This is a genomic window from Cuspidothrix issatschenkoi CHARLIE-1 (genome assembly GCF_002934005.1).
GTDB lineage: Bacteria > Cyanobacteriota > Cyanobacteriia > Cyanobacteriales > Nostocaceae > Cuspidothrix > Cuspidothrix issatschenkoi.
Genome location: NZ_PGEM01000024.1, coordinates 62,184 through 84,069 on the forward strand (window position 1 = coordinate 62,184; position 21,886 = coordinate 84,069).

Here is a 21,886-nt window from a genome sequence, read left to right on the forward strand (position 1 = left end):
AATATGCTTTACACTCATCAACAAGAATTCAATTCTGTCATTGAACATGATCATTCACTTCCTCCTATCAGTCCTTGGACATCTTTAGCAGGTGTATTTCTGGTCGGTACTGTCATCACTACTATTTCTCTATCTTCATGGGTGAAATATAATGTCACAGTTAAAACTGCCGCTATCATTCGTCCCATTGGGGAAACTCGTGTAGTGCAATCAAAGATAGAAGGAACCATTAAAAATGTTGTCGTTAAAGAAAATCAAACTGTAAAACAAGGAGAAGAAATTGCTGTCTTAGATACAGAACAATTGTTAATTAAAAAAAGCCAATTGGAAGAAAATATCAAACAAAACAAATTACAAATCATTCAAATTTATGCCCAAAATCGCACTTTAAACCATCAAATGATGGCAGAAAAAAAAGCTATAGAAAGAATAATTAATGCTGCTCAACAAGATTTATTAAGAAATCAAAGAGAATATCAAGAGCGTACAATTAATACTGAAGGTGAGTTAAAGACAGCAGAGGTAAATATTCAAAAAGAATTAGTAGATTTACAAAAAGCCCAAGCTGATTTAGAATTTGCCAAAGTAGATCGTGACCGTTATGAACAGTTAGCAAAAGTGGGTGCAGTTGGCAACCGAGAATTTGAACAAAAAAAGCTAGTTGTTGAACAAACAAACTTAACTCTACAAGCGGCACAAAAAGCTGTTGATATTGCTAAAATAAAGGTCAGATCAAATCAAGCTGCCATTAATCCAACTACGGCAATGGTGAAGATGGCAGAAGAACGCATTGCCCAAGAAATTGCTAAAGGTGAAGCAAATATAGCTGCTTTAAATAAAGAAAGAGAAGGATTAATTCAGCGCTTAGTGGAAATCCAAGCCCAAATTAAACAATCACAAAAAGAACTACAACAAGTAGAAAATCAACGCAAGAATAGTATTATTGTTGCTCCTAGTAACGGCATTATTTTTAAACTTAATTTACGCAACTCTGGTCAATTTATCCGCGCTGGAGAATCTATTGCTGAAATTGTACCTAATACCGCTTCTTTAGTCATTAAAGCCATGATTCCTGCTGGAGAAATCAAAAAAGTTGCTGTTGGTCAAAAAGTAGAATTACGGATTGATGCTTGCCCCTATCCTGATTATGGAACTGCTAAGGGTGTAGTTAAAACCATTGCTCCTGATGCCATAATCTCTCAAAATAAAGATACCAATATGCCAATTTCTTCTCCTATCAACTATTTTGAAGCTACTATTCAACCTGAAAATATTTCTTTTGGAAATAATAGTCGCAAATGTTTATTGCAAGTAGGAATGAATGCTACAGCCGAAATTATTTCTAGAGAAGAAACAGCATTACATTTTATGCTCAGAAAAGCTAGGTTAATGACTGATTTATGAAGATTAACCAGTAATATAGAACTCATATTTGATTTTTGAAAAAAATTAGGTATTGTAGGGTATGGTTCGGCAAGCTCACCCAGCATATCAGATATTACAAATCTGTTTATTGATAGAATTTACGCAGTCTGATGCACCCTACGTATCTGATTTATAAAGATTTAGCAGTAATATCGGCTCAAATTATATAGATATTGTATTGGATATCCGACTTATTAAATAAGTCGGGTATATTGTTGTTCATAATTTTTTGATAATTTTTACAAAATATCTTGATAATAACTTTAATTGATTAATATTGAGTAAACGATTCTACTCTTACAACAATTTTTTGTCAATCTGGCATTTAATTATTCGGTAATGTTTATTACTGATTAACTCGGATAATACTGGCTACTATATTTAGTCAAACTATTATTAAACCTAAGCTTTTATTAAATAAAGTAATTGTTATTGTTATAAATTAACTGAGTAATTACAGGGTTTTTGAAATAAGATTATGGGGTGAGGGGTAACACCCCCAACAGGTCATGCGCTATAAATAATGGAATGTAGAAAAAACTAATAATAGCACTAGATAACAATAAAAGTTTATTAGATCTTTAACCCTTTAAAAGTTATTAGATATGCAACAAATTTTATCTGAAAAATCACCTTTAAAATTCATGATTCTTGATGATCACGAATCAGTTTTAAACGGAACTATTGCCATTCTCAAAAAAAACTATCCTAGTGCTGAATTTAATAGTGCAACAAATGCTAGTGATGGTTTTGATAAAATTATTAATTACCAACCAGATTTGTTAATAATGGATCTTTCCGTACCAGAAAAAATGGATATGGTATCACGAGTTGATACAGGTATTCAATTGATTAAGGTTTTAATGGATAATTATTCTCATCTCAATTTATTAATTCAAAGCGCTCATCTCAAAACATTGGTGAGGATTCGACCTTATATTGATAATCATAAAGGAGGTTTTACCGTTGCAGATAAAAGTCTACCCGCATCAGAAATGTTAACTAGAGTTGATTGGGCATTACAGGGATTAACTCATACAAAAGATATTCAAGGTATCCAGTCTGGATTAGAGGTAAAGTTAGAGTGGTTAAAAGTCATAAATTTAGCCTTTGAAGAAGGATTACAAGATAAAGCAATTGCGGAAAATATGTGTATTTCTGAACGCATGGTGCGTCATTATTGGAGTAAATTACAAGACGCTTTAAATATTTATCCAGAAGCAGGTAAAAATATTCGCATTCAAACAGAAATCAAAGCCAGATCAGTAGGATTAATTGATTAAATAAAGTAAGAATTCAGGTAAGGTGATAAGATCCCTGACTTCTTAGATCAATTTATATTTTATGGACACAATACATAAAAGAAGTCGGGGATCTGGGTATCAACGATTGATTACTATAGCTGAATACTTACAGATATTGATACGGAAGTACAAACTTATGCAAACTCAATTTTGGAAAAAACTTCCTAAAGCAATTTATTGTATTTCTTGGGGAAAGTTATTAGAAGTTATCATTAGTCTGTTCTGCGTCATATTAATCACTAATCTCTTATTAACTTGGAGTTTATCAACTATTAGTCTAGTTATAAATTTTCTGATTTTAATAGTTTTATATCAATATAGTCAAACTATTAAATCTAGAGATGAAACTCGTAAAATTATGATGGAAACAACCTTAGAAACAATTCATAACGGACCATTGCAAAGTTTAGCTAAAGTTTTACGTCTAGTTAAAGGGCAAGATTTACCAAGCCATAAACTACTGCCTTTAATTGAACAAGAACTAGAAGAATTAAACCAAGAATTACGGGGAATGTACGATTTTTGGCAACAAGAAAATCTGAATCAAGATACTAGTCTTTACTTGGGTAATAATATACTTATAGATTTGCAAAATCCTTTACATGAAATTCTGTATCAAGTTTATAACCATACACTAGAACGAGATTTTCCTTGTTTTCAAACACTTAAATTAAAAATCCACAATTTTGAACCTATAGAAGAAACTAGTTTAAGTATTGAACATAAACGGGGAATTTGCCGATTTTTAGAAGAATCTTTATGTAATGTTGGTAAACACGCTATAGGTATCACTTGTTTACAAGTTAGTTATTCGATATCCCAAGGTGAATATATGCTGAGTATTATAGATAATGGTTTAGGAATTTGTTCATCACAAGAAGGTTGGGGAACAAAACAATTGAAAAATTTAGCCCAACAAATCCAAGGTAAATTTAGGCGGGTTTCCCTCTATCCTCAAGGTACTTTATGTGAGTTATCTTGGTCTTTAACAAGTTCTGTTTGGTGGCAACAAAAACCAATCAAATTCTGATAAAACCGATCACAGATCCCATTTTGCTCAATAATTGTACCAAGATAGACAATCAGGACTTACGCAACTGACACATTGGTAGGATGCGTCAGATATCAACAATCTGTTTATTTACATGATTTATGCAGTCTGACGTGGTTGGTGAGCTTGTCGAACCACACCCTACAACAGATTTTTGCTGTGACACTTGCGTAACTCCTAACAATAAAGGAGTATACTGAGCAAAAGGAAAATTAAAAAACGCTGTGCAGATCACATTTTTAGGAACGAGTTCCGGTGTACCTACAAGATCACGCAATGTTTCCAGCGTGGCACTGAGATTGCCCCAAAGGGCAGAATTGTGGTTATTGGATTGTGGAGAGGGAACTCAGCATCAAATTTTACGAAGTGACTTAAAAATTAGCCAGTTATCCCGAATTTTTGTCACCCACATGCACGGTGATCACATTTTTGGTTTAATGGGATTGTTAGCCAGTTGTGGTTTAGCTGGCAACGTAGAAAAAATTGATATTTATGGTCCATCAGGTTTAAACGAATACTTACAAGCCGCCTCCCGCTACTCCCATACCCATTTCTCTTACCCCATCAAAGTTCATACTGTGCAGCCAGGGGTAATTTATGAAGATGATGAATTTACTGTTACATGTGGTCTTTTACATCACCGTATTACCGCTTTTGGCTACCGAGTAGCCGAAAAAGATAGAAGTGGGCGCTTTGATATAGAAAAAGCTAAAGCCTTAGAAATTCCAGCCGGCCCAATTTACGGACAGCTCAAACGCAAAGAAACAGTCACCCTAGAAGATGGCAGAGTCATTAATGGTGCTGAATTATGTGGACCAACAGAAATTGGTCGCAAAATTGCCTATTGTACAGATACGGTTTATTGTGATAGTGCGGTGCAACTAGCCAAAGATGCAGATGTATTAATTCATGAAGCAACTTTTGCTCATCAAGATGCAAAAATGGCATTTCAAAGACTACATTCTACCACTACAATGGCCGCGCAAACAGCTTATGGTGCAGGAGTTCGCAAACTGATCATGACTCATTTTAGTCCTCGTTATGCTCCAGGAAATAGTATTGAATTAAAAGATTTACTTAAAGAAGCAAAGGCGATTTTTCCCCAAACAATTATGGCTCATGATTTTATGGTTTACGATGTCCCTAGACGACGGGAAAATGAATTAAGTAGTCAGGTGTAAATAAATTAAAGTTTGTAGTTAGGACTTTATTCCTGATCATCTTTATTTTGAGCGATAGATCGCTCACTACAAACTAGAATCTTATTTTATCAAAACAATCGGATCTAAAACTTAATCTCTGTTACAAAACTGCCTCCCGCCTTCTACTCTACCAATGTTTCTACTAAGTTAATTATGAGCAATATTCCCCAAATTGGACAACCTGCCCCTGATTTTTCCATCCCAGATCAAAACAATAATATAGTCAAACTTGCTGATGTAAATGAGTGGATAGTTCTCTATTTTTATCCTAAAGATAATACGCCTGGTTGCACTACTGAAGCTCTAGATTTTACAGAATTATCCACAGAATTTGCCAATCTAGGAACAAAAATCATCGGTGTTAGTCCTGACTCTGCCGCTTCCCATTGCAAATTTATCGCTAAACATAATTTATCAATTACTCTATTAACTGATCCCGAACATCAATTAATAGAAGCCTATGGTGCATGGCGGTTAAAAAAGTTTATGGGTAAAGAATATATGGGAGTTGCTCGTTCAACTTTCCTAATTTCACCTCATAAAAGCATCGCCTATGCTTGGCCAAATGTCAAAACAAAAGGTCATGCTGAAGCTGTATTCAAGAAAATTAAGGAATTAACAGCTATTTAAACTTTTATAGTCCGAAAAATCGGACTATCTTGATATAAATGTTAATTAATTTAAAGTTTGCTTTACCGATTCCTCTTAATGAAATAAGATTACAATTCTGAACTGATATAATAGGTAAGAATTCAGTATAAAAAATTCACCAATTCAGAATGAATTAGAGTTTGCAAGTTATTGGTTGTTGATGAAAAAGCTTTCTACTGTAAATTCCTACTACAAACAAAGATTCTGACTCCTGAATTCTTACCATAATAGAAATATTAATTCTATTATTTGTATTATGTTTCAATTTATCCAAGCCAAAAATATAGGCATTGCCTATTTAGAAGAAAGATTTGGTTTAGCCCCAACCGACAATGAAGCCTTATTTACCGAATGCTGGCTAATCCTAATCCGATAAAACCCGTGTTTGCATTGGTAATGAATGGAAGTGATTTTGTTTTTCTCAAACTTTCCCAAACTAATCAACCCCAATATGCTTTGTCTGATCAATTTACACTATTAAAGCGGGAAAACGAACTTTATCAGGTTTTTCGCATCTTAAAAAAATTAGGTCAAATTTTGAATTAACTCTGAATTAATTATGTCCAGTCGTCCTATCTACCTCGATTGTCATGCTACTACCCCCGTTGATGAAAGGGTAATGGCTACTATGATTCCCTATTTTACAGAAAAGTTTGGTAATGCGGCTAGTATTAGCCATATTTACGGTTGGGAATCGGAAACTGCTGTTAAACAAACACGGGAAATTTTAGCCCAGGCAATTAATGCGACACCAGAAGAAATTGTTTTTACCAGTGGTGCAACGGAAGCGAATAATTTAGCCATTAAAGGTATTGCCGAAGCTTATTTTTCCAAAGGTCAACATATTATTACTATTGCCACGGAACATAAAGCGGTTTTAGACCCTTGTGAATATTTAAATAGTCTCGGTTTTGAAATCACAGTTTTACCAGTTGAAAAAGATGGATTAATTGACTTAAATCAGTTAGAAAAAGCTTTGCGTCATGATACAATTTTAGTATCTGTGATGGCTGCCAATAATGAAATTGGGGTTTTACAACCTTTAGCAGAAATTGGGGAAATGTGCCATCAACGGGAAATTATTTTTCATACAGATGCAGCCCAAGCTATTGGTAAAATACCTTTAGATGTAGCAGCAATGAATATTGATTTAATGTCTTTAACTGCCCATAAAGTCTATGGTCCTAAAGGAATTGGGGCTTTATATGTCCGCCGTCGTAACCCGAAAGTGAAACTTGCAGCCCAACAACATGGGGGAGGACATGAACGAGGAATGCGTTCTGGGACTTTATATACACCGCAAATTGTTGGTTTTGGGAAAGCTGTAGAAATTGCAATAGCCGAACAAGAAACCGAAAATCAACGGTTGATAGAATTAAGAGAAAAACTCTGGCAACAGTTATCAAATATAGGCGGAATTCACCTCAATGGACATTCTCAAAAACGATTAGCAGGAAACTTAAATATTAGTGTTGAAGGTGTAGATGGTGCGGCTCTTTCTTTAGGTTTACAATCAGTGGTAGCTGTATCCTCTGGTTCTGCTTGTTCTTCTAATAGTATCGCCCCTTCCTATGTATTAAAAGCCTTGGGACATTCGGATAAATTAGCCTATGCTTCGGTGCGTCTTGGCATTGGCAGATTTAACACAGTCGCGGAAATTGATTTTGTTGCTAAACACATAATTTCTACTGTTCAAGGATTAAGAAGTGCTGCTGTAGTTAGTCGCTAATAGTAATTATTTTCTACCAAATTTGACTTAAATCTAATACAAATCCTGGCAACACATTTTCACCACTAAGTGTGAGAGGATGATCTAATTCTTCAACGGTAAGCTGAAGACGATAAATAAAAACTTTCCGTTGTTTTCTATCAATTAACCAGCCAAGTTCTGTACCATTATCTATATATTCTTGCATTTTGTCTTGCAAAAGTTTTAAATTATCAGTTTCCAAACGTAATTCAATCACAAATTCAGGACAAATTGGCGCAAATTTTTTGCGTTGTTCTGATGGTATTGCTTCCCAATGACTGCGTTTTATCCAATTCCTCTATTTTATACAAGTGATAGGCTTTTTTATCAATCTGATTTTTGATTTCTATTTGTCTCAGTAACACAGTTTCTAAATCTGCTCTATCTACTTCCTGGATAACTCTATTTGCAATAACTTCCAAAGTGCGAAGATTACTAAATCTATCTTGATTAAAAAAATTTACAACCTTCCTAATTGCTGCCTTGCGGCTGCTAAAATTAATCTTTGTTCAGCACGAGCGATCGCTTGATAAGTCCTTTCTACAGCTTCCGGTTCTACAGAAATAGAACTAATCCCCCATTCTATTAATTTATCAATTATTTCTGGATAAATTACCGGTGCTTGACCACAGATAGAACAGGGAATACCTCCATCTTGAGACATTTTAATTAATTGAGATATTGCACCCATCACTGCTGGATGATTTGCATCCAGATATTTTGCACCTACCACAAATTTTCCCTGTTCCCGATCTAGACCTAATATTAACTGAGTTAAATCATTCGTACCAATAGAAATTCCTGCCACACCAGCTTTAATATATTCAGGTAATAGAAATAGAATACTCGGAACTTCTGCCATAATCCATAATTGAAACTGGGATTTTTGCATTAACCCAGCTTGTTCAACTTTTTGACGACAAAATATAAATTCTTCCACAGTGCGGACAAAAGGTAAAAGCAAATTCAGATTTTTGTACCCAGATGCTTGAACTATGGCTAAAGCTTGTAATTCTAATTCAAAAACACCGGGATTTTCCATATAATTAATAATACCTCTTTCCCCAAACAGCGATGAATGTTTTGGGGTATCTTCAGATAATGATGGTAAATCACGGAAGTGCCAATCTAAAGACCGATAAAAAATAGGTTTAGGTGAAAAAGCACGGGCAAATTGAATAATCTGCTCCGATAATAACTCCAATAATTCGGCCTTTTTTCCTTCTAATAACCATTGTTTTGGGTGTTTACCCTCCAGAATATTTAACATCATCAATTCTGAACGTAATAATCCCACCCCATCCACAGGTAAAATTTGTACTTGTTCAATTAATCGTGGTTGACTTAAATTTATGAATAATTTAGTCCCAATTATCGGTAAACTTGTAGGCTGATAATGAGCAATTTTTTCCTGGTTCATTAATCTTTCCATTTCTTGACTAGGAAACTTGTCTCCATCTTGTGTAAACCGATATACCTCTCCCCTATCCCCATCCAGTAGCAATTTTTCACCCGCTTGTAAAATCGTCATTGCACCAGTTGCATTCACCACCGCAGGAATACCCAACTCCCTGGCTAAAATCGCTCCGTGGCTAGTTAATCCCCCTTTTTCTGTAATAATTCCCACAACATTTTGTAATAAAGGCAACCAATCAGGACTAACAACTGGTGCAACAAGAATTACTCCCCGGGGAACTTCTGCGGGTTTTTGTGGTGAATTTAAAATATAGGCATTAGCAACAATTTTACCTCTGGCAGCCCCAAAACCTTGAATAAACTGAATACTTTTATTTGCAGATACAGGGACAATCACTTCTGTAATGTAAACTTTAGATGTTAGGCTTTCAGCACCAGATGCTTCACTAATTGTCCACTTCATTGTTAAAGTCGTACCTAATTCACTAACTAATTGATTTCCTAAACTAATTAACTCTTGTAAATATGCTTCTGGTAAAGCATATTCCTGTTGTTGAGATTCTGTCAGCAGATAAGGCAATAAACAATTATTATTTAATGTTGGCTGCAATTGTTCACCAGAAAAAGAAGTTCTATCACCCAAACTATAGGCTAACATCTTATTACCCAATTGCCGTTCTATTACTACCCCAGTTTTTGGTTCTAGATAGTAAATATCTGGTAATACTTCACCATTGGTAATGGCTAAACAATCGCCCCAGGTAGATTCAATATCCCATGCTGAGGGGTTAGTATTCAGGATACCAGAGGCGATCGCATTTTCCACTGGTTGTACTAATACCCCTAAATTAATGTTTGGCAAACTAATCTCCACACTTCGCCAATATACTAAACTTCTTGCTCGGAATAACTGACTCCACAACCGCTTTAAACCCGTCTCAATTTCTTCTTCTTCACAGCGACAAAATACCGACTCCAATAACCCAGATACATTTTTCATTTCTTGGTTAGTAGATATTGCCAAACTCGGACGCAAAATTAAACTGCTACTTTGCCATTGTTTCGCAGCTTCCAAAATTGTCCTCACCCAATCAGATGGTATTTGTGCTGACATAATTTCCTGACGCAAGCGGCCAGCTACCTGCTGAAGTTGCCGCCAATTACCTACATCTAAATGTAAAGAAGAATGAGGTAAATCAGCAATTAACGACTCTGAACTATGGAGATTTTCTAGAAATTGCCGCCAAACATCCCCCCCGACTACAAAACCTGGGACAACAGGATAGCCTCGTTGTTTGATTTTGCTTAAATAAAACGCCTCAACGCCAACCCGGGCGCGGTCTTGTAGTTCAATTTGGTCAAGCCAATAGAGTTTATCCACTCAATTCATCAGGTGTCAATTTTTAGTTGGTAGTTGGTTTTTAGATTAAAGTTGTTAAAAAAATCAAAATTCAAAATAGTTTTTTGTTACTATATTACCAATATGTACCAACAATACATTCCATTCTAACACCAACAGAACTTGACAAATATTTATTACATTGCCAGCAGTGATTGGGTGAACTACCCACACTGACTTGGAGTACCAAGTACAGTGTTGGCTTCCGTACTCACAGGGGAGTGCCGCAACTTAGACTTTCGCCCAAGTTTTGGTCTTATCTCCCCTCCTACAGCAGAGACGGCTGAACCTTCCGCCTTTATCCCTTCGACTTCGCTCAGGGCAAGCATTCTGATACCCTCTGTCCTAATATTTATCGCTGCATTTCCATCTCTATCATGATGAGTACCACAATGAGGACAAGTCCATTCACGGACATCCAATGGCATATCACCAATTTGATAAAAACAATTAGAACAGAGTTTAGAACTGGGAAACCATCTATCAATCTCTACCAACTTTCCACCTTTGCGTTCTAGCTTATAGGCTAAAAAATTGGTGAATGTTTCCCATCCTGCATCAGATATTGACTTTGCCAAATTGTGATTGCGTACCATGCCTTTGACATGAAGATTCTCTACTATGACAGCTTGGCTATCGCTGACCAACTTATAACTAAGTTTATGAAGAAAATCTTGCCGAGAATTGCTAACTCGTTCGTACACCTTGGCAACAACTTTTCTATATCTATTTCTGGATTTACTTCCCTTTTGTTTACGTGCTAATTTTTTCTGCTTGCGTTTAAGGTTTTTCTCATGCTTGGCAAGGTGTTTAGGGTTATCGTATTTAGAAACTTTTTCGCCATCAGTAACAACAGCAAAATGTTTTAATCCTAAGTCAATACCATAAATCTTCCCTTGGGAAATAGTTTGATTTTTCCTTGTGTTTAGCGGAGTTGAAACACCTTCTACTTCCGTCAGGATAGATGCAAAATATTTACCTGATGGTGTTTTACTAATAGTGACAGTCTTAATTTTCCCCTCAATTGGTCTATGTATTTTGGCTTTAACTATCCCAATATTGCCAGGAAGTTTAACATTACCATCTACAAACTTGACGTTTTGAGGATACTGAATAGACTGTTTTCCATGTTTAGATTTGAACTTAGGAAACCCCGCACGTTTATCAAAAAAGTTTTTATACGCTGTAGTTAAATTTAGTGTTGTAGCCTGTAAAACTTGGCTATAGCAATCACCTAACCAAATAGTATCTTCTGCTTTTTTGAGAAGAGGAAGAAATGCGTTGAGTGCAGCACGGCTAAGTCCTTTACCCGTCTCTTTGTAAGTCTCAATTGACTTATTTAGAGCATAATTCCACCACCATCTAGCACATCCAAAAGCTTGCGCTAGTTGTGTTTCTTGTTCTTTAGATGGGTATATACGAACTTGAACAGCCTTGTGTAGCACTCAAATCACCTCCTTGATAAATTTATTTTAGCATGATATATTATTTTTGAAAAGGGCGTAATACATAATATTGGAAAAACCTCAAATGTTCTTTGCTCTTACTTGGCTATGCCTCGTATTGATTGAGAACGATTTCGGTTTTTCCCGCCTTATATCCCGCCACTGATTAGGAGTACCAAATTCAGTGGGGGACTTACGGCGTAGTAGTTAAATACCGGGCTTCGTCTTTGTTTTGCCATGTTAATTGGAGCTATAATTGGCTTGGAAAGACAAATTAAAAACAAACCGGCAGGTTTAAGAAATCATATGTTAGTAAGTTTGGGTTCAGCCGTGTTTACTCTCGTCACTATCCAAATAAACGGTTTACAAGTTAGTCCTGACTCTCTCAGTCGCGTTGTCCAAGGTATTACCGCAGGAGTAGGTTTTTTAGGAGCTGGAGAAATTTTACGGGAATCTTCCCAATCATCAAAATCACCAGAAATTCATGGCTTGACTTCCGCAGCCGCTATTTGGGTAGCTGCGGCTTTAGGAATTGCTGCTGGCTGTGGTTTATGGCAATTGGGATTAATGGGAGCTATTTTAACTGTCACTATTCTACACATTTTTAAAAGATTAGAAAAATTTTCTTAGTTAGTTGTCAGTTGTTCGTTGCTCTTTATAAACTCTAAAATAAGGCTAATGCGTTGACAAAAATTTCTTCATCTTTTCTAGTTTGGAGAATTGATTTAACTAAATCAATAAATTCTCTATCTGAATCACTATCATTTTCTAAAGTTTTACTAGCTGAATAAAAACTGACATCATCAATATTTAATTCATTAGTAATACCAGTTTTAAATATAGGTGTATTGATAGACCAAGATAATGATTTACCACGTAATGTAAATTGAAACCAAGTTATTTCATAATCATGATTTAATTCCAAAAACAAATCAAAATAAGGCTCTCCCCCTTGATACCAAATTCTGATTGTACCTTCTTGTGAGCTTGGTTTTAGTAATTTCGGGGCAATTTCTCTTAATGATGCACCTAAAGATGCAATCTCATTTTTATCTAACATATAATTTATATGATTCATGCTTGGAAGGAGTTCGGGGGCGGGGGATCAGTGGTATGGCTAACGCCATGCTTTGCGAACGGCTACGGTCAGCAACCGGGAGCAGGGGAGCAGTCAACCGTCAACAATCACCATTTTTTAAAATTTTTCCTGAATTTACATATAAAATTTGCGAAGATTTTAACCATTGAGCATCAAAAGCACTTAAATGAGTGGTAGTAATTAAAGTTTGAAATCGGTCTTGAATAGCATCAAGTAATTGATTTTGGCGAGATGGATCTAATTCAGCTAAGACATCATCTAATAATAATAAAGGTGGTTCATTGACAACTTCTTCAATTAATTGTAATTCTGCTAATTTTAAAGCTAAAACTAAAGTTCTTTGTTGACCTTGGGAACCATATTGACGGGCGGGAGTTTGATTAATAATTAATTCTACTTCATCGCGGTGGGGTCCAACTAAAGTTATGCCTCGATGTAGTTCTGCGATCGCTCGTTGTTGTAGTTTAGCAAAAAAAGCTGATTGTAATTCTTGAGTTGAGGTTTTTTCCAAGGGAACATTAGGAGCATAATTGATTTCTAGAACTTCGGCTGCCCCACTAATACTCGTATGCCATGCAGAAGCCAAACGCGATAATCTTTTAATAGCTCTATCTCTTCTAATAATTACTCTTGTCCCCGCAGTGACCAATTGTGCATCCCAGATAGCTAGTTCTGATTGTAGAGATTTTTCGGCGGCATTGACATAACGTTTTAGAAAAGCATTGCGTTGACGTAAAACTTGATGATATTGGTGCAATATATGAGCATAAACAGGTTCTAACTGAATTAATAGTGTATCGAGCCAGTTACGACGACCTTCCGGGCTACCACGTACCAATTCTAAATCCAAACTAGAAAACTCCACCGCATTGAGAACACCGAGAAAGTCCATTTGTCTAGGGACTATTTGCCCATTGATAGCGACGGTACGCCGCGCTTGACGACGGAGGGTGAGAGTTAAATCACTATGACTATGAACCCGATTTAAAGTGGCATTAATTTGGGCAATCGCCTCACCATCCTTAATTAAATCACGATCGCGTGACCTCCGGTGCGATCGCAATGTTGCCAATAACTCCACAGCCTCCAACAAATTCGATTTTCCTTGAGCATTGTTACCAACTAAAATTGTTTTAGCTGCATTAAATTCAACTTTTTGGTTTTGGTAATTACGAAATTGTTTGAGGTGTAAAATTTTTAAGTACATAATGATTCCCAAATCAAGATCCCCAACTTCTATAATAAGTTATTCTCGAGATGAGAAAATTATTTTTAGAACTTCGGGATCTGTTGGTCATTTCTCCTCAGATGAGAAAATTATTTTAAGATTCTGTTATCAAATCTAATTGATACTCTTGAGAATCACTTTCAATACGGATAAATTCATTTAATGGGTTATAGGTATCAAAATTTCTCAGATTTTCCTCTTTATTTATAGCATTCTCCAAATAAGCCAAGGCTAATGTTGAAGTAACATAAATATTGCCATGTTGTTTGAATGCTTGTACTAGTTCAGATTCATTCGGATAATCTTTTACTAAATGTTCGGCTAGATATCCTCTGACAATTATTCCTCTCAAGCCCGTTTCTTTATACCCTTCTTTAGCTATCATCAACGATATGCCATCAGCATCGAGATGAGATAAATTATCGTAATCCTCAAAAAATGGGCAAAAAACTTTCATGAGGTTTTTGACAGGGTTTTTAACTTTTCCATAGTTGGGGTCTTGCTGTTTTCTTCGTTTAGATTCACCCATAATAGCCATCTCCTAATTAATATTAGAATTGTACCCGCATCGAAATCCTAGTGTAATGTGAGGCGATCGCAATGTTGCCAATAACTCCACAGTCTCCAACAAACAAATTCGATTTTCCTTGAGCATTATTACCAACTAAAATTGTTTTTGCTTGTAGTAATTACGAAATTATTGGATGTATAAGGTTTGGAGGTAGATAAGTACGTTAGCAAAATCAAATCGAACTGTGTCAAGAAATCTAAATAGGAGTTAGGAGTCAGTAAAGACGTTTCGTAGAAACGTCTTTACACAATTCAGGGGAACAACACTGATCCTACCTTTGAAATTTTGCCTTTTGCCTCTTATTCGTCAACCGTCAATCATGAACCATCAAACATTCTTTTTACCCATGAAGCGGAAGAATATCTTTTCTCCTTCAATCCAAACAAACATTAAAGCACTGAAGCCGATACAAATTCCCAATTCTGAAAGACTGAGTTCATGAGTACCAAAGAAACTTTGCAGGGGTGGAACATAAATTAACATCAACTGCAAAATGGTGGTAACAACCACAGCGCCTAATACAAAGATGTTAGAGAAAGGATTCATCTCAATAGTTAATTGATTATTAGAGCGAATAGCGATCGCATGACCCATTTGCGCCAAACATAGAGAAGTAAATACCATTGTCTTCCAAGTATCTGGATGTCCTTGATAACCAGGGGCATGGGAATGTTCGTAAGCCCATTTCATGAGAATTATCGTAATAATGGCGAAAATAATCCCAATACGGATCATATAAGAACCCAGACCCCTAGCGAAAATACTTTCACGGGGACTAAAGGGCGGACGCTGCATCACATCAGGTTCAGGGGGTTCTACAGCCAAAGCTAAAGCCGGTAAACCATCTGTCACCAAATTCATCCAGAGAATTTGTAAAGGAGTCAGAGGCACACCTCCCAGTCCCAACAAAGGCGCGGCCGCAATGGTGAGAACTTCCCCAATATTACTACCCAAGATGTATTTAATAAACCTGCGAATATTGGTGTAAACAACTCTACCTTCTTTAGTAGCTGCAACAATAGTTGCAAAGTTGTCATCTAGCAGCACCATGTCGCTGGCTTCTTTACTCACATCTGTGCCTGTAATGCCCATGGCAATACCTATATCAGCTTGTTTGAGGGCGGGAGCATCATTCACCCCATCACCCGTCATAGCCACAAATCGCCCGCGACGTTGCAATGCTTGGACAATTCTTAATTTATGTTCAGGGGAGACTCTAGCATAAATACTCACTAAGTCCACCTGTTCCTCTAACTCTTGGTCACTGAGGAGTTGCAGTTCTTTTCCAGTCAGGACTCTATCACCTGCTTGGGCAATTCCCAAATCAACAGCGATCGCTTGAGCAGTTAATTGATGGTCGCCAGTAATCATCACCGGACGAATACCCGCTTGACGACATTCTTCCACCGCCACCCTGACCTCTGGTCTTGGCGCGTCTAGCATTCCCACCAATCCCAACCATACCAAATCGGCTTCTGATGTGTCATGAGAACCATCTGGGGGAACTTCAGCCAGAGGTTTATAGGCAAAACCTAAAACTCGCAGACCCTTACCCGCCATTTGGTCATTAGCTACCAAAATTTGGCTGCGGTGTTCTTCATTAATAGCAACTGCATGATTACCTAAATGGATTTTTGAACACCTTTCCAAAGTTAACTCCGGTGAACCCTTGGTAAACATTAGGTATTGTTCTGATGTCACAAAACCAGCAATAGCCGGGTCAATGGCTGAGATAGAAGATTCACCAGTGGCTACAGCTTCTAGTTGACAAATTACACTCATGCGTTTCCGTTCTGAGGAAAAGGGAAATTCCGAGACACGAGGTAATTTACTGTTCCATTGGTCTTGTTCAATGCCTCCTTTGCCAGCCAAAGTGACTAAAGCCCCTTCGGTGGGGTCGCCTAAAATTGTCCATTCTCCTTGTTGTTGTTGCAATACCGCATCATTACAAACAGCACAGGAAACCAGGAAAGCGGAAATTTCAGGACATTCATCCAAACTGGCTTTTTTACCATTTAATTCAAAATCACCCGTAGGAGTATAGCCTTCTCCTGTGACTCGAAAGGTAGAATTATTGGTGTAGATAGACTGCACCACCATTTTATTTTGAGTCAATGTCCCGGTTTTATCAGAACAAATGGTAGTGACCGAACCAAGAGTTTCTACCGCAGGGAGTTTACGAATTAAAGCATGATGTTGTACCATGCGCTGAGTTCCCAAAGCGAGAGTAACGGTGATTACTGCCGGTAAACCTTCAGGAACTACAGCCACGGCCATACTTAAAGAAACTTCCACCAGTTCTTGTAGATTCTTCCAACCTATTCCCTGAATCAAATCATGGATAAGTCCGCCACCCACAACGATGGCCACAAGAATTAAAGAACCACTCACCAGCACGTTACCCAGTTGGGTCATCCGCTGCTGTAGAGGAGTGGGTTCACTGTCCACAGACTGCAACATGGCGGCAATTTTGCCTAGTTCCGTTCGCATTCCGGTGTTAGTCACCAGCACCTTTCCCCGTCCTTGAAGAACTTCAGTTCCTTGAAAAACTGAATTGAGGCGATCGCCTAAGGACGTATCTTCTGGTAATGTAAGTATGGCTTGTTTATTGACAGCTTCGGCTTCACCAGTGAGAGCAGATTCGCGCACCTGCAAATTAGACTGTTCTATCAAGCGACCATCCGCAGCTATTTGCACCCCAGATTCCAGTAGCATCACATCTCCGGGGACTAACTCCTTAGCCGCTACTTCTGATAATTTACCGTCACGAAGGACTCGTACTAAGGGAGAAGAAAGTTTTTTTAAAGCTGCTAGGGCTTGTTCAGCACGGCTTTCTTGGACATAACCCAAAATCCCATTCAGGATGACTATGGCCATAATGGCGATCGTATCTTTAAATGGTACTTCACCATCTTTTAGAGTACCCCCAGACAAAGCCATCAAATCCAAAAAACCAGAAATGAAGGCCACTGCAATCAGCATCAATAACATAATATTAGTGAATTGATCAAGCAGAATTTGCCAAGGACTACGACCGCCATTTTCTTCTAATTCATTGAGTCCATATTTCTGTGAACGCTGTTCAACTTCTTGGATGGTTAGGCCGCTATTTGCATCACTATCCAGCATTTCTAAGGCTTTATCAACTTCTAATGTATGCCAGAGGTTGGTAGTTTCAGGTAAGGAATGAGCAGACATTTTGTAGGTTACAGGAAATGGTTACAAAACTCGATCATAATTTAGTGATGTCCGAAAATGTAGAATTGGTCATTTGTCATTTGTCATTTGTCAGTGATCCATTGATTGTTGACGGTTGACGGTTGCCCCTCTGCACCCCTGCCCCCTGTTCCCTAAATAGTAATTGACGTTAAAAAGTAATCATTTATGACTAATGACTAATATACTTAATGATATGAGTTTTCCACTACCGAGTTTGACAGTGAGCCAGATGTTTGGGCAAAAAATAATCAGACCGATTACTGCGGCTACTATCTATGGTATTGCTTTTGTTAAAGAACGACTGATTGCTATTGATACCGTCAAAGGTCATCTCCTAGAAATTGATCCGCTAAATGATAACAGTACAATCATTAATCCCCACCAAGTCCGCGAATTTAAAGATGTGACTGGTCTAGCTGTGTGGGAAGATTCTCTGTGGGTGACTCGTGGTAATAGTGTCTATTTATGCAAACTAGCATCTTTAGGTTTAGAGCATTTTGTCACTTTACCTTATACTGCTGATGGTATCGCCGTTTGGGAATCTACCGTTTATATCAGTTGTCAAAAACTCGGTTATATTTTAGTTTTTGATGCCCAGACCCGCAAAGAAATTACTAGATTTTATGCCCCTGGTGTTGGTATAGAAAATTTAGCAGTTAGCAAGGAAACTCTTTGGGTATGCGATCGCACTGAACAAACAGTTTACTCTATGGATCGCGCCACTGGAGAAGTCCGTTTCAGTGTTCTCACTGCTTTTGATTCTCCCACTGGTATCGCTGTTCACGGACAAGATGACGCAGGGAAGGATCAGCTTTATTTAGCTTATGCCAGCGAAGAGCCTTATATTCGAGACAATCCTAACGCTGATCCATGTCATGAATTAACCTACCGCGATCGCACATTCATTCATCCCCTATATTATCATTACGAGCCAGATAAACGCTATGCACTCTCCAACGGCTATCTGATAGAAATGTCCTATCTTGAGGAAATTTCCCCCCTAGATGAAGTTTATTTACCTAACATAGAATGGCGCATTGCCCTCCCCTCAGAAACCCAACGGCAAAAAGTCAAACAAGTTGAAGCTATTGGCTTACCTTTCACAGAAGAAATTATTGACGGACAAAAAGTAGCTGTTTTTAAATTTGATGCTCTCACCCCTGGTGAACGCCATATTTTTGGCTGGAAAGCACTTGTAGAAGTCCGGGGGATTAAATATCGCATTACCCCTAAAGATGTGGAAAATTTACCAGAACTTTCACCAGAACTCAAAACCCGCTATCTAGTAGATGATGATGATTTAGCTATGGATACCGATATTGTTATCCGTGCTGCCCGTACAGCAGTTAGTTCAGAAACTAACTTGTTACGGAAAATGTACAGTATCCGCAACTACGTATATGATCAATTATCCTATGGCATCAAACCCTATATTGACACCCCAGATATAGTTCTAGACCGGGGCATTGGTTCTTGTGGAGAATATGTCGGTGTATTACTAGCACTATGTCGCCTCAATGGTATTCCTTGTCGCACCGTCGGTAGATATAAATGCCCAGTCTATGCCGAACATCAAGGAGTTCCCCTCCAACCAGATTTTAATCACGTTTGGTTAGAATTTTATATTCCTGGTTTTGGTTGGTTGCCAATGGAATCTAATCCTGATGATATTGGCGAAGGTGGCCCCTATCCCACAAGGTTTTTTATGGGATTATGTTGGTATCATATCGAAATCGGCAAAGGCATATCCTTTGAAACCCTCACCAGTAATGGTATCCGCTTAACTAAAGAAGATATTGCCCTTGGTGATTTAGCTATTAATCATATCCGATTCACGATTCTCAAAGAATTACCACCCTTCTAGGGATAAACGGCGTGAGATAAGTAAAATGAATGGAGAATACAGCAGGAGGCAGAAGGTAGGAGGTGAAACACTATTGCTGTTGAACAGCGCAGCGTGGTGTAACCCATGTTTAGGTTTTCAGTTTGTACCGTCAACGCTCACGGAAGCCACCTTGACTAAATCCCTATCCATGATTTACATCACGCTACGCTATCATCAATAACTTTTGATTGGTGATTACAGTCACAACAGTTTTTTCTTAGAAAATTTAAACTTATATTATAAGAATTTAGGACTTACGCACTGTACAAATTAACCATCATGTGCATGAACGATATTTGCTCGTTTCAGGCTTTGCGGATGAAGTCTAGATAAATAGCGAACTGCTTGCAGCAGCGCTTCGCTATCGCTAAAAAATCATCGAAAAATCGGGTTTAAATCCCTGAAAGTCATACCCCCTATTTGGTATTTCCTGTCAATGCGTAAGTCCTAGAATTCATCTGTTCTTCATTATTAACACTCAGTATGGTTCTATGTATCAATATATTATAGTAAGATAGTGATATACAGAATATCGGATAAATTGTATCAATTAGATTAAAATATCTTAAAGAACACTGAGTTTTTACCGATTAAAAAATAGATAGATCGAAAAAACTACATTGATATATGGCTGTAGGTAATAAAAGTGAGAAAACATACAGGTGATAACTCAGAAAAAACAGTGGTGCAAGGACATTCGGCGAAAATAATCGGCGGTAGATTGGACTATGCCTACAACTCTCATGATTGTTATCATCAAGAACAGTTAATCTATCAGCATTTATTGCACTTGGTAGAAAAAGAATCTCCCCAACAAATGATTGATAGATTTCGAGCGCTCTTTATTGAAAGAGCTAATTATCCTGAACCAGAAATATTGATAAGTTTAGACAAAATCACCGCCTCCAAAACTGCACCAGACGACTTTAAGTTTTTCCTCAATCGCTGTTGCCATATTCTCATCAACCGTTGGCACATGAAACCCCAATTGCACTATGCAATTGCTGAATTAATTCATTTATTTGATTCTATCCCTAATAGTTGTAGAGTTACTAATTTGCGTTCCCGTGAAATTAATCGTCTACGGGAATTAGTTAAAGATTTTATTAATAGTGATCAATATCTAATTTTAAAAAGATTTATCCAGGTAGTAAATCAGCCTCTAATATTACCACCAAGCCAAGAAACCCAACCCTTAATGAATTTGATTAGTCGTTATCCTTATTTATATGAACATTGTTTAATTAGTGAAGATGCAACTTTTGAACAAAAAGAAACAGTGAGATATTTTCAGTCACAAATTCAAAGAAAATTTGAAATTGATTTATCACAATATGTAACTTATAAATTGCGTCGAATTCAGATGTTAAAAAATACTTCACCTGCTGAAGCTAATCGAATTTTGCGCCCTGTGAATAATCCTACATTATTAAGTGATAGTGAACTATATACCACCTTAAAACACTTTGTTGGTAAAGTAGAACATGGTAATACATATCATGAATCAGCCGAAAAATTTATCAAATATGGTGGACAAGCTAGAAATTTTCGTGATTTTAAAGATGATTTATATGAATATTTAGTATCTTCTGTAGACACACAATATGGAAAAAAACAATTTAATCAAAAATTATATAAACATTTACAAAATACTTTGTCTCAGGCCGATGAGCAAAAAGTTAATGATATACTCTTAGTTAGGACTTGTAGTAGTTTATTAAACTTTTTAGTTGTTCAGAATCAATCATCACCCCAACATTTTGTATTCTTGGATTTAATTAGTAATCAAGGAACAGTCCCCACTATGGGGCTATTATTAAAAATAGTTCTCATTTGTCGTAAAGTTAAACCATATTTAGAAAGAAAATTTGCAATTTTATTTAATCACTATGAAACATCTACCACTAGCACTGTTAGCTGGTTAGTAGGAACTTTAGAACAATTAAATATTGCTTTTAGTCTTAATTTTGGCAACATGGATTTATCTTTCTTTAAGAGATTTTGTTAACAAGAATAAAGCAAAGGTAAGCTATTGCACAATACTACAAATTAAAGCAATTTCTATTCCCTCTGCTGAACTATAAGTAGTGAAAGTATTGAGACAGAATTAATTACAAAATGTCATTGCGTTAATTCCCTATTCCCTATTCCCTGCCATAGCAGGTGACAGTGTGAAAAGTCTTTTACTATCTAGGGTTTGCTGAAAAAGTTGTCTGTGAGGAGAGGGAACTCTTAACTGGG

The 21,886-nt window shown here is 37.0% G+C and carries 17 protein-coding genes and 1 pseudogene; 10 read left to right on the top strand and 8 right to left on the bottom strand.

The annotated features are described in order from the left end of the window. Positions 1-3 precede the first annotated feature (3 nt). The 7 genes from CUN59_RS03410 to CUN59_RS03440 all read left to right on the top strand — a co-directional run bounded on the left by CUN59_RS03410 (position 4) and on the right by CUN59_RS03440 (position 7,362). Positions 4-1,404 carry an HlyD family secretion protein gene (locus tag CUN59_RS03410; protein WP_104386507.1) on the top strand — a complete coding sequence of 467 codons (1,401 nt, stop codon included), beginning with the start codon at positions 4-6 and terminating at the stop codon, positions 1,402-1,404. 626 nt (positions 1,405-2,030) lie between these two features. After that, positions 2,031-2,708, top strand: coding sequence for a response regulator (locus CUN59_RS03415; RefSeq protein ID WP_104386508.1), 678 nt, complete (start codon positions 2,031-2,033; stop codon positions 2,706-2,708). 157 nt (positions 2,709-2,865) lie between these two features. Then, positions 2,866-3,759: a sensor histidine kinase gene (locus tag CUN59_RS03420; protein WP_104386509.1), complete on the top strand. Its 894-nt coding sequence runs from the start codon at positions 2,866-2,868 to the stop codon at positions 3,757-3,759. A gap of 245 nt (positions 3,760-4,004) precedes the next feature. Further along, a complete protein-coding gene (locus CUN59_RS03425; RefSeq protein ID WP_104386510.1) occupies positions 4,005-4,961 on the top strand; it encodes a ribonuclease Z in 957 nt (318 codons plus the stop codon). A gap of 174 nt (positions 4,962-5,135) precedes the next feature. Next, on the top strand, positions 5,136-5,612 hold the full coding sequence (locus tag CUN59_RS03430; protein ID WP_104386511.1) for a peroxiredoxin: 477 nt from the start codon (positions 5,136-5,138) through the stop codon (positions 5,610-5,612). Between the two features lie 372 nt (positions 5,613-5,984). After that, complete coding sequence (locus CUN59_RS03435) at positions 5,985-6,179, top strand: hypothetical protein (RefSeq protein ID WP_207765356.1); 195 nt, start codon at positions 5,985-5,987, stop codon at positions 6,177-6,179. A 13-nt stretch (positions 6,180-6,192) separates the two neighbouring features. Beyond that, positions 6,193-7,362 carry an IscS subfamily cysteine desulfurase gene (locus tag CUN59_RS03440; protein ID WP_104386512.1) on the top strand — a complete coding sequence of 390 codons (1,170 nt, stop codon included), beginning with the start codon at positions 6,193-6,195 and terminating at the stop codon, positions 7,360-7,362. 13 nt (positions 7,363-7,375) lie between these two features. On the opposite strand, the pseudogene CUN59_RS03445 reads toward CUN59_RS03440, so the two are convergent. From CUN59_RS03445 to CUN59_RS03460, 4 genes and pseudogenes are all read right to left on the bottom strand, one after another. Beyond that, positions 7,376-7,675: pseudogene (locus CUN59_RS03445) on the bottom strand (Uma2 family endonuclease); the annotation flags it as partial. Next, positions 7,605-7,805 (bottom strand): hypothetical protein, encoded by a 201-nt coding sequence (locus tag CUN59_RS03450; protein ID WP_104386514.1) that lies wholly within the window; start codon positions 7,803-7,805, stop codon positions 7,605-7,607. The pseudogene CUN59_RS03445 and the gene CUN59_RS03450, both read right to left, overlap by 71 nt. 38 nt (positions 7,806-7,843) lie before the next feature. After that, entirely contained in the window at positions 7,844-10,180 is a 2,337-nt protein-coding gene (locus CUN59_RS03455; RefSeq protein WP_104386515.1) for a putative PEP-binding protein, read from the bottom strand. A 182-nt stretch (positions 10,181-10,362) separates the two neighbouring features. Continuing rightward, positions 10,363-11,643: an RNA-guided endonuclease InsQ/TnpB family protein gene (locus tag CUN59_RS03460; RefSeq protein ID WP_104386516.1), complete on the bottom strand. Its 1,281-nt coding sequence runs from the start codon at positions 11,641-11,643 to the stop codon at positions 10,363-10,365. A 237-nt stretch (positions 11,644-11,880) separates the two neighbouring features. Between CUN59_RS03460 and CUN59_RS03465 the strand changes: the two genes are divergently transcribed. Next, the gene (locus tag CUN59_RS03465) at positions 11,881-12,273 is read left to right on the top strand and encodes an MgtC/SapB family protein (RefSeq protein ID WP_104386517.1); all 393 of its coding nucleotides are present in this window, start codon (positions 11,881-11,883) and stop codon (positions 12,271-12,273) included. Between the two features lie 34 nt (positions 12,274-12,307). Here the strand turns inward: CUN59_RS03465 and CUN59_RS03470 are convergent, their stop codons facing one another. The 4 genes from CUN59_RS03470 to CUN59_RS03485 all read right to left on the bottom strand — a co-directional run bounded on the left by CUN59_RS03470 (position 12,308) and on the right by CUN59_RS03485 (position 17,739). Continuing rightward, positions 12,308-12,721 carry a hypothetical protein gene (locus tag CUN59_RS03470; protein ID WP_104386518.1) on the bottom strand — a complete coding sequence of 138 codons (414 nt, stop codon included), beginning with the start codon at positions 12,719-12,721 and terminating at the stop codon, positions 12,308-12,310. Positions 12,722-12,821: 100 nt separating this feature from the next. After that, the gene (gene recF / locus CUN59_RS03475) at positions 12,822-13,949 is read right to left on the bottom strand and encodes a DNA replication/repair protein RecF (protein WP_104386519.1); all 1,128 of its coding nucleotides are present in this window, start codon (positions 13,947-13,949) and stop codon (positions 12,822-12,824) included. Between the two features lie 115 nt (positions 13,950-14,064). Further along, positions 14,065-14,499: a hypothetical protein gene (locus CUN59_RS03480; protein ID WP_104386556.1), complete on the bottom strand. Its 435-nt coding sequence runs from the start codon at positions 14,497-14,499 to the stop codon at positions 14,065-14,067. 369 nt (positions 14,500-14,868) lie between these two features. Next, entirely contained in the window at positions 14,869-17,739 is a 2,871-nt protein-coding gene (locus tag CUN59_RS03485; RefSeq protein ID WP_104386520.1) for a cation-translocating P-type ATPase, read from the bottom strand. 214 nt (positions 17,740-17,953) lie between these two features. On the opposite strand from CUN59_RS03485, the gene CUN59_RS03490 reads away from it, so the two are divergent. Continuing rightward, the gene (locus CUN59_RS03490) at positions 17,954-19,624 is read left to right on the top strand and encodes a transglutaminase domain-containing protein (protein ID WP_104386521.1); all 1,671 of its coding nucleotides are present in this window, start codon (positions 17,954-17,956) and stop codon (positions 19,622-19,624) included. 667 nt (positions 19,625-20,291) lie between these two features. Beyond that, a complete protein-coding gene (locus tag CUN59_RS03495) occupies positions 20,292-21,653 on the top strand; it encodes a Sll1247 family protein (protein WP_243406858.1) in 1,362 nt (453 codons plus the stop codon). The last annotated feature ends 233 nt before the right edge of the window (positions 21,654-21,886 follow it).